At 32.2% G+C, this 8,630-nt stretch carries 7 protein-coding genes; 5 read left to right on the top strand and 2 right to left on the bottom strand.

From position 1 onward, the window contains the following. Nucleotides 1-679 (top strand): MurR/RpiR family transcriptional regulator (locus ACI3VO_RS00050; RefSeq protein ID WP_439755950.1); only part of this gene is annotated, 679 nt, incomplete at its 5' end. An 84-nt stretch (nucleotides 680-763) separates the two neighbouring features. Here the strand turns inward: ACI3VO_RS00050 and ACI3VO_RS00045 are convergent. Continuing rightward, the gene (locus ACI3VO_RS00045; RefSeq protein ID WP_439755949.1) at nucleotides 764-1,312 is read right to left on the bottom strand and encodes a GDSL-type esterase/lipase family protein; all 549 of its coding nucleotides are present in this window, start codon (nucleotides 1,310-1,312) and stop codon (nucleotides 764-766) included. Between the two features lie 212 nt (nucleotides 1,313-1,524). Here ACI3VO_RS00045 and ACI3VO_RS00040 point away from each other — a divergent pair, with 212 nt between their 5' ends. The 4 genes from ACI3VO_RS00040 (at nucleotide 1,525) to ggt (ending at nucleotide 6,548) form a co-directional block, all read left to right on the top strand. After that, the gene (locus tag ACI3VO_RS00040; protein WP_320925666.1) at nucleotides 1,525-2,400 is read left to right on the top strand and encodes a DNA-3-methyladenine glycosylase family protein; all 876 of its coding nucleotides are present in this window, start codon (nucleotides 1,525-1,527) and stop codon (nucleotides 2,398-2,400) included. Between the two features lie 167 nt (nucleotides 2,401-2,567). Beyond that, the gene (groES, locus tag ACI3VO_RS00035; RefSeq protein ID WP_320925667.1) at nucleotides 2,568-2,855 is read left to right on the top strand and encodes a co-chaperone GroES; all 288 of its coding nucleotides are present in this window, start codon (nucleotides 2,568-2,570) and stop codon (nucleotides 2,853-2,855) included. 24 nt (nucleotides 2,856-2,879) lie between these two features. Further along, nucleotides 2,880-4,499 (top strand): chaperonin GroEL, encoded by a 1,620-nt coding sequence (groL, locus tag ACI3VO_RS00030; RefSeq protein ID WP_439755948.1) that lies wholly within the window; start codon nucleotides 2,880-2,882, stop codon nucleotides 4,497-4,499. A 219-nt stretch (nucleotides 4,500-4,718) separates the two neighbouring features. Further along, nucleotides 4,719-6,548 (top strand): gamma-glutamyltransferase, encoded by a 1,830-nt coding sequence (ggt, locus tag ACI3VO_RS00025; protein WP_439755947.1) that lies wholly within the window; start codon nucleotides 4,719-4,721, stop codon nucleotides 6,546-6,548. An 84-nt stretch (nucleotides 6,549-6,632) separates the two neighbouring features. On the opposite strand, the gene ACI3VO_RS00020 is transcribed toward ggt, so the two are convergent. After that, nucleotides 6,633-8,423, bottom strand: coding sequence for a hypothetical protein (locus ACI3VO_RS00020; RefSeq protein ID WP_439755946.1), 1,791 nt, complete (start codon nucleotides 8,421-8,423; stop codon nucleotides 6,633-6,635). Nucleotides 8,424-8,630 lie beyond the last annotated feature (207 nt).

Here is an 8,630-nt window from a genome sequence, read left to right as displayed (position 1 = left end):
TAATAAGAAGAAATGTGAAAAAATGTCTATACAAGAATTATCAGATAGCTGTAATGTTTCTCATACTACTATTTTAAGATTTGCACAAAAATTAGGATTAAACGGATATAGTGAATTAAAATTTTATTTGAAATTAGAAAATAGTGAAGAAATCAATAAAGAAAAGATGGAGATAAATAATTTAATTGATGATATTAACAAAACTATGAATATATTGATGGAAGTAGATTATTCAAAACTATTTGATTTATTGGATAACTGTAATAAAATTTATGCTTATGGATCAGGTGAAGCGCAAAAGAATGCTGTAAAAGATTTAAAAAGAAATTTGCTTATGACAGGAAGATTAGTAAATGTAATAGAGGGAAGAGAAGAGATAAATATAATTCCTAAATATATGACTAAAAATGATGTAGTATTTCTATACTCACTTTTTGGGGAAAATGAGCGTGTTAATAATTTTGCGAAAACGTTGAGAAAAATAGGTGTAAAAATTATTTCTATAAGTCAAGTTGGAAATCATACATTATCTAAATTAAGTGATGTAAATATTCAATTTTATACTCGCGCGATTATAAATTTAAAAGAAGATTTGCCGATATGCCCAGTTTCTCAATTTTTTATTGTAAATGAATTTTTGCTATTAAAATATTTGGAATATAAAAATGTTCAAAAATAAATATGATATTTTTTAATGTATAAATTGATAATAACTAATTTATTTTGTGAGGTAGTTATTATCAATTTATATGTTTGTTTAAATTTACAAATAATATTTTTTTATAGCATTAAAAATATTATTGTAGAAATCTTGATGATATTGTTCATCTATATGTAACTCATCAGTTGTGAATTTTAAATATCCTTCTTCATCGATAAGCCCGTCGGTAGTATCTATTATAGTTATATTTTCCTTATCAGCGCAGAAATTTTTGATTTCTTTATTATATTTTTTTACTGCCTCATTTCTACCATCCACTTCTGACTTGTTTTCATAGAAGTTTCTGCCCACTGGAAATACCTTTTGAATAAAGATTCGTTTTTGAGGGTATTTTTTACATATATTGTTTATCAGTACTTTAGCATCAGGAATATTTTCTTGAGTTAAAACTCCATTAGTACCGATTAAAAGAATAATAGCCTCGATGTTATTCTCATTTGGCATATTTTTGACTCTATCAATCCAGTATCCAGGTGTAGTTCCGCCTAGAGCACAAATGTAAACCTTGTCGTTATTTAATTTTATGGTATCACTTAGTCTTTCTGTAAATGAATCTCCTATGAATAAAAAGTTATTTAAATTAGTTACCAAGGTTATTTTCCTCCTTTGAATTTTAAGATACATATAATATAGCACTTTGATATTAAATTGCATAATAAAGATTATTTTGTTAAAAGTTATTTTGAATTTTTGTAATTTTATACTATCAAAGAGGGTATAATTAAAAAAGGCACTTAAAAACAAAAAAATTAGTAAATCACAAAATACATATAAAAATGATTAATAAAATAAGGAGAATAAAAATGAAAGTAACACAAGAAGGAAATACTGTAATACTAGAAGATGTAAAAAACTTCAATCCAAAGCATATATTTGAATGCGGACAATGCTTCAGATGGATTAAGCAAGACGACGACTCATACACAGGTGTGGCAATGGGCAAGGTTATAAACGTAAAACAAGAAGGCGACAAAATCTATTTAGATAATACTAATAAGGAAGATTTTGAAAATATATGGTATGATTATTTCGATTTGGGCAATGATTATGAAGAGATAATAAATAAATTAAAGGTAATGGATGAGTATTTAGAAAAGGCTACAGAGTTCGGTGAAGGCATCAGAATCCTAAAGCAAGACGGCTGGGAAATGCTTATCTCATTTATAATATCTTCAAACAACAGAATACCTATGATCCAAAGAGCGATAAATAATTTATCTAAAAACTTCGGTACACATATAGGCGAGTACAGAGGGCAAGATTACTATGCTTTCCCAACTCCTGAGCAGTTAAACAAGGCTTCTCAAGAGGAAATAAGAGCGTGCTCAACAGGATTTAGAGATAAATACATAAAATCAACTACTCAAATTGTAAACGACGAAAATATAAACGTACTAGATTACAGAAATTTATCTACAGAAGAATGTCTAAAAGAATTACTTAAATTCAACGGTGTAGGACCAAAGGTAGGAGACTGTATAGCGTTATTTGGTATGCAAAAATACGATACATTCCCTGTCGATGTTTGGGTTAAGAGAGTTATGCAGGAATTTTACGTTGATGAAGATTTGAGCTTGACTAAAATTAGAAAATTTGGAATAGAAAAATTCGGTGAATTATCAGGCTTTGCACAACAATATTTATTCTATTATGCGAGAGAATTAGGCATAGGAAGATAGGTCTAAAAAATTTTGAAAAAAAATCCAATAACGTATTGAAAAATTTAAACAAATGGTATATTATAATAATTGTTAGCACTCTTAGTGGTAGAGTGATAATAAATTAAAAAGGAAAAATTTAAATTCTATATACAAAAACTTTTTATATTAAATAGGAGGAATGGGAAATGAAAATAAGACCATTAGCAGACAGAGTTGTAATTAAAAAATTTGAAGCTGAAGAAAAAACTGCAAGCGGTATAGTTTTACCAAGTGCAGCTAAAGAACAACCACAAATGGCTGAAGTTATAGAAGTAGGACCAGGTGGTGTAGTAGATGGAAACGAAGTAAAAATGGAAGTTAAAGTTGGAGACAAAGTTATATTCTCTAAATATGCTGGAAACGAAATAAAAGCAGACGGAGAAGAATACATAATATTAAGACAAAGCGATATATTAGCAGTAGTAGAATTATAATATTATTTAGGAGGGTGATTTAAAATGCCAAAAGAAATTAAATTTGCAGAAGACGCTAGAAAAGCTATTGAAGCAGGAGTAAATAAATTAGCTGATACAGTTAAAGTTACATTAGGACCAAAAGGTAGAAACGTTATACTTGACAAAATGTATGGTGTGCCACTAATAACTAACGATGGTGTAACTATAGCTAAAGAAATAGAACTAGAAGATAGATTTGAAAATATGGGTGCTCAACTTGTTAAACAAGTTGCTACTAAAACTAACGATGTAGCTGGTGATGGTACTACTACAGCAACAGTTTTAGCACAAGCTATAATAAGAGAAGGACTTAAAAACGTAACAGCAGGAGCTAACCCAATATTAATAAGAAAAGGTATAGCTAAAGCAGTAGATGTTGCAGTTGAAGAATTAAAAAATCAATCTAGAACAGTTGAAACTGATGAAGCTATAGCACAAGTTGGTGCAGTATCTTCAGGAGACGAACAAATAGGTAAATTAATAGCTGAAGCTATGAAGGTAGTTGGTAGAGACGGTGTTATAACTGTTGAAGAATCTAAAACTATGAAAACTGAATTAGACACTGTTGAAGGTATGCAATTTGACAGAGGATTTATTTCTGCTTACATGGTAACAGATGTAGATAAAATGGAAGCTGTTTTAAATGATCCTTTCATATTAATAACAGACAAAAAAATATCTAACATCCAAGAAATACTTCCATTACTTGAACAATTAGTTAAGACTGGTAAAAAATTATTAATAATAGCTGAAGACGTTGATGGTGAAGCATTATCTACATTAGTAGTTAATAAATTAAGAGGAACATTCGACGTTGTTGCTGTTAAAGCTCCAGGATTTGGTGATAGAAGAAAACAAATGCTAGAAGATATAGCAATACTTACTGGTGGTACAGTAATATCTTCAGAAGTTGGTTATGAATTAAAAGAAGCTGACTTAAGTATGTTAGGTAGAGCTGGTTCAGTAAAAGTAAATAAAGATAGCACTACAATAGTAGATGGAGCTGGAGAAAAAGTTAATATACAAAACAGAATACAACAAATAAGAAACGTAGCAGAAGCAACTTCTTCTGATTTCGATAGAGAAAAATTAATGGAAAGATTAGCTAAATTAGCTGGTGGAGTTGCAGTAGTTAAAGTTGGTGCAGCTACAGAAGTTGAAATGAAAGAAAAGAAATTAAGAATAGAAGATGCTTTAAATGCAACTAAGGCTGCTGTTGAAGAAGGTATAGTAGCTGGTGGTGGTACTGCACTTGTAAGTGTTATCCCAGCAGTAGATAAATTAATAGAAGAATTAGATGGTGAAGAAGCTATAGGTGCTAAAATAATCAGAAAAGCATTAGAAGAACCACTAAGACAAATAGCAGTAAATGCTGGTCTTGAAGGTGCTGTAATAGTACAAAAAGTTATAGATTCAGATCCAGAAGTAGGATTCGATGCATACAAAGAAGAATATGTAAACATGATAGATGCTGGTATAGTAGACCCAACTAAAGTAACTAGAAGTGCTCTACAAAACTCTTCATCTATAGCAAGTGTATTCTTAACAACTGAAGCAGCAGTAGGTGAAATACCTGAAAAAGAAGATCCAGCTGCAGCAGCTGGTGGAATGCCAATGATGTAATCTAAGTATATAGATTAAAATAAATTCGACTCGAAATTAAAACGCTATTTCTCGATAATCTTGTGATTATTGAGGAGTAGCGTTTTTTAGTAGAATTGAGAAAAAGAGTGTTTTAAGAAAATATTTTTTAAAATCTCAAAAAAATGTTAAAATGTCTATGTGAATATATATCAAGAGATATAAATTATATAGAAAAGGAGATAAGTAGAAATTTAAATTATGAAGATAAGAAAAAAAATAATTTCAATATTACTAGTATTTACGATGGTAATACCTATGTGTGTAGGTTGTACAAAAACAGTAAAGGAACAATCGGAGGATGCTGAGGAAAGCAAAAAAATTATGGCAGAAGCAAAGGAAAAATTAAAAGAGGTAGAAGAGGACAAGGACAGCACAGGTGTTGTAACAGATGGACAAGGATGGACTTTATGGGATGAAGACGGTAATCTAACTAGTGGAGGCAGAGATGCTACTGGTGAAAATGGAGTCGTAGCAACTGCTAAATACGAGGCTTCACAAGCAGGACTTGAGGTATTAAAGGCTGGCGGAAATGCAGTAGATGCAGCAGTAGCAGTAGCATTCGCGTTATCTGTAGTAGAACCAAATGGCTCAGGAATAGGCGGCGGAGGTTCTATGATTATAAGGACTGCAGAAGGAGAAAATGTGTTTATAGCATTTAGAGGAGATGCTCCAGCAGCAGCGACTCCTTATATGTGGGTTGTATCAAATGGAAAGGTCGCAAATAAGGAGGAGAGACAAGGAGGAAAGGCAGTTTCTATTCCTGGTGAGGTAGCAGGGCTTTTATATGCATTTGATAAATACGGTTCTAAAAATTTAACTTTAGAGGAAGTAATGGCACCGGCTATTAATTTAGCACAAAATGGATTTTATGTAACACCTACACTTTATTACGATATTGTAGCTGCAGATGGAAAAATGTCTAGATTTGATGAGTTTTACAAATTCCTTAGAAAAGATGACGGAGAACTTTATCAGGTAGGAGATCTATGGAAAAATGAAGAACTAGCAAAAACATTGAGAATAATAGCAAAAGAAGGTAGAGATGGTTTCTACAAAGGTGAAGTAGCAGAAAAAATAGTTGAAATGGCAAATAAATACGGAGGAATTCTTACTCTAGATGACCTAGCAAATTACGAGCCAAATGTATCAGAACCAGTAGAAGGAACATATAGAGGATATAAGATATTATCGTCTAAAGCAGGCGGAACAAGTGTCATAGAAGCTTTAAATATATTAGAAAACTTCGATATGTCAAAATACGGCATAGATTCAGAGGAAAGAATACATCTATTATCTGAAGCTATGAAAATAGCATACGCAGATAGACAAGAATATATGGCAGATCCTTTTAATCAAGATGTTCCTATAAAGGGATTGACTAATAAGAAATATGCTAAGCAATTGGCAGAAAAAATTAGCATGGATTATGCTCAAGATTATTCAAGTGGAAATGCAGTTGACTACGAACATGAAGATACAACACATTTTTCTGTAGCAGATAAAAATGGAAATATGGTGGCTATAACTCAAACTGTAAATCTAGAATTTGGTTCAGGTGTTGTGGTAGATGGATATGGATTTGTACTTAACGATGCTATGGCGGACTTTTCACCAGATCCTAATTCAAACAACTGTGTAAAAGCAGGTAGCGAACCACTTAGCTCAATGAGTCCAACTGTAATATTAAACGAAGACGGGACACCATTTTTAGTTATAGGAACTCCGGGAGGCTCTAGAATAGTTTCTTTATTAACTCAAGTGATAAGCAATGTAATAGATTACGATTTATCTATACAAGAAGCTATAAATTACCCTAGAATATATGACAAGCCAGAGGAAGGATTAGTATTTGAGAATACTGTAGATACTGATTTAATGTCTCCATTAGTATCTAAGGGACATCCAGTTAGTATTTATAAGGATGAACCAAAGCATTTTGGATCAGTACAGGCAGTTATGTATAAGGACGATGGCACTATGGAAGGTGGAGCCGATGAGAGAAGAGATGGAAAGGCTTTAGGTTATTAAAAAAGGGCTATATCACGAAATATAAATATTAGCGTGATATAGCTTTTTAATTATTTCAATGTGGGAATTTGATTTGTTTATTAATTAAGCATTGTAATTTACAATGTCTAATGCTAATTTAGCTACTTTTGTTGCAGCCATTTTGCCACCAGGGATAGCTCTTGATATATATCCTGCTTCTTCTACTATGCTGGCAGCTTCTTTTGGTTCATAAAGCTTCATAGCTGATGCAACTGCTGCTGGAACAATTACATTTAGTGTGTTACAGCCATTTAATGATAATTCATTTGCTACAGCTGATGCAAAGCTAATTGCCCAACGCACATCTTCATATTCACTATTTCCCTTTACAACCTTTGGTATAATATCGTGTGAAAGGCCGTTTAATTCAACTGTTTCATTTCCTCTTTTCACTGTTATATCTACTAATGGATCAAAAGACCAATATTTTTTAGCTAGCTTAGATGTTCTTCTCGCGGCTGCAGCTATTTTTCTTACCTTGATTTCAATCGGTTGACCATAATCTTTTGTAAAAATAGCACTTGCATATTTTTCAGTTGTTTCTACTTTTTTATCGTCTAATGCTCGTACTATATCTTCTAATGAAGTACCCTTTTCTAATTCTTCTAAAGTATATAAAGCTCTCCAATGAATTGCATGAGCTCTTGCTGGCTCTGTAGCGTCAATTAACATTTTAGTAATAGGACCACTATGTAATTCATTTGCTTTTCGACAAACTGTATTTATAGAACAAAATGCAACCTCAGGGTTGAAAGAGTGTAATTTCTTTTCTTCTATAATTTGTTTTGCTGTTTTTTCTACATCGCCTTTATTTTCAACTAGAGCCTTCATACCTATTATTGCATAAGCACCTACATGTCCCATAGGAGAGTTTCCATAACCTCCAGAAGAACCTACTATTCTTTCTTCAAATATAGAGAATATCTCGTCAAATGCCATCATACCGATTACTGAAGGAGCACCGATATCTTTTAATATTAATCCGATATCGCCGATTAATTTTGCTGTATCGAATTCAGTACCTAGAACCTTTAGATGAACCTTTTCTGGTAGTCCAGCTGTCTTAACTGCTGATTTACCGACTAGATAAACTGATGTTGTTCTACCGTATGTACCTTCACCCTCTGGAACTTCAGCATCTGGATGGATTATTTCTAATATAGCAGCAGAACCTAAAACTGCGCATGTGAATGGATGAGGAATCATTCCTGCACCAGCCATAGCTTGCATCATTGCCTCAGTTCCAATTCTTGCTCCATTGACAGCCATTTCTGGCCAAACAGTATCTTCACCTAGTGCACTATGTCCATATAGTGGGCTATCACCTACAAAGTCAGGAACGTTATTTCCATTGACAGATGTTAATGTTCCATCTAATAAAGCTTGATTTACTGCGAGAACTGCAGGAAAGGCAGAAATTTTATTGTTCATTTTTGCAGTTGGAATTGCTGCAACTCCACTTCTATCAACACCAGCTAGCATACGAGCTGTAGCACCAAGCTTTCTATTTCCTGCTGGAATACCTACTTGAGCAGCAGAACCTGCGAGATACATAATGCTGGCTGTAATAAGTGCTGCATTAGCACCATCTGCACCTGATTTTTTTGCTACCTTTATAGCTTTTTCCATTATATCAGCAACTGGAAGTCTACGAACATCTGCAAATTCAATAGAAAGTGTGTTTCCCTTTAATAATTCTTCTGTTATAACGTTTGCAACTGTATGGATTGCCATGTTAAGCATACCGTGTCCACCAGCTAATGCTTCTATTCTATCATTAGTTAAATTTGAAACGTTTGATACAGAAGCTAATTCAACGGCTGAAATAATTTTCATTTTATCTTCAGTATTCATAATCAATTCCTCCTAAAATTTATATATTAATATTTTGTAATATCAGAAATTAATTTTTTAATTCAATGAAAAAATCATTATATTTAAAGAAATCACTATTACTATTAATAAAAATAGTTTTGACTAAGGTATAAACTTCATTATATGAAATTGTTTGATTAAATTCCGTGTATATTTTATTTTTTAAATTAATGACATTATCTGATT

The organism is Intestinibacter sp. (genome assembly GCF_051866655.1).
In the GTDB taxonomy this organism is placed as follows: Bacteria; Bacillota; Clostridia; order Peptostreptococcales; family Peptostreptococcaceae; genus Intestinibacter.
Note: the sequence above shows the minus strand (reverse complement) of the source record. Positions and strands in the feature narration are given on the sequence as shown.

Bases quoted from the DNA above. Each gene is read 5' to 3' on its own strand.
- ACI3VO_RS00040 (WP_320925666.1), top strand. From the start codon at position 1,525: ATGAAAGTAACACAAGAAGGAAATACTGTAATACTAGAAGATGTAAAA.
- groES (WP_320925667.1), top strand. From the start codon at position 2,568: ATGAAAATAAGACCATTAGCAGACAGAGTTGTAATTAAAAAATTTGAA.
- groL (WP_439755948.1), top strand. From the start codon at position 2,880: ATGCCAAAAGAAATTAAATTTGCAGAAGACGCTAGAAAAGCTATTGAA.
- ggt (WP_439755947.1), top strand. From the start codon at position 4,719: ATGAAGATAAGAAAAAAAATAATTTCAATATTACTAGTATTTACGATG.
- ACI3VO_RS00020 (WP_439755946.1), bottom strand. From the start codon at position 8,423: ATGAATACTGAAGATAAAATGAAAATTATTTCAGCCGTTGAATTAGCT.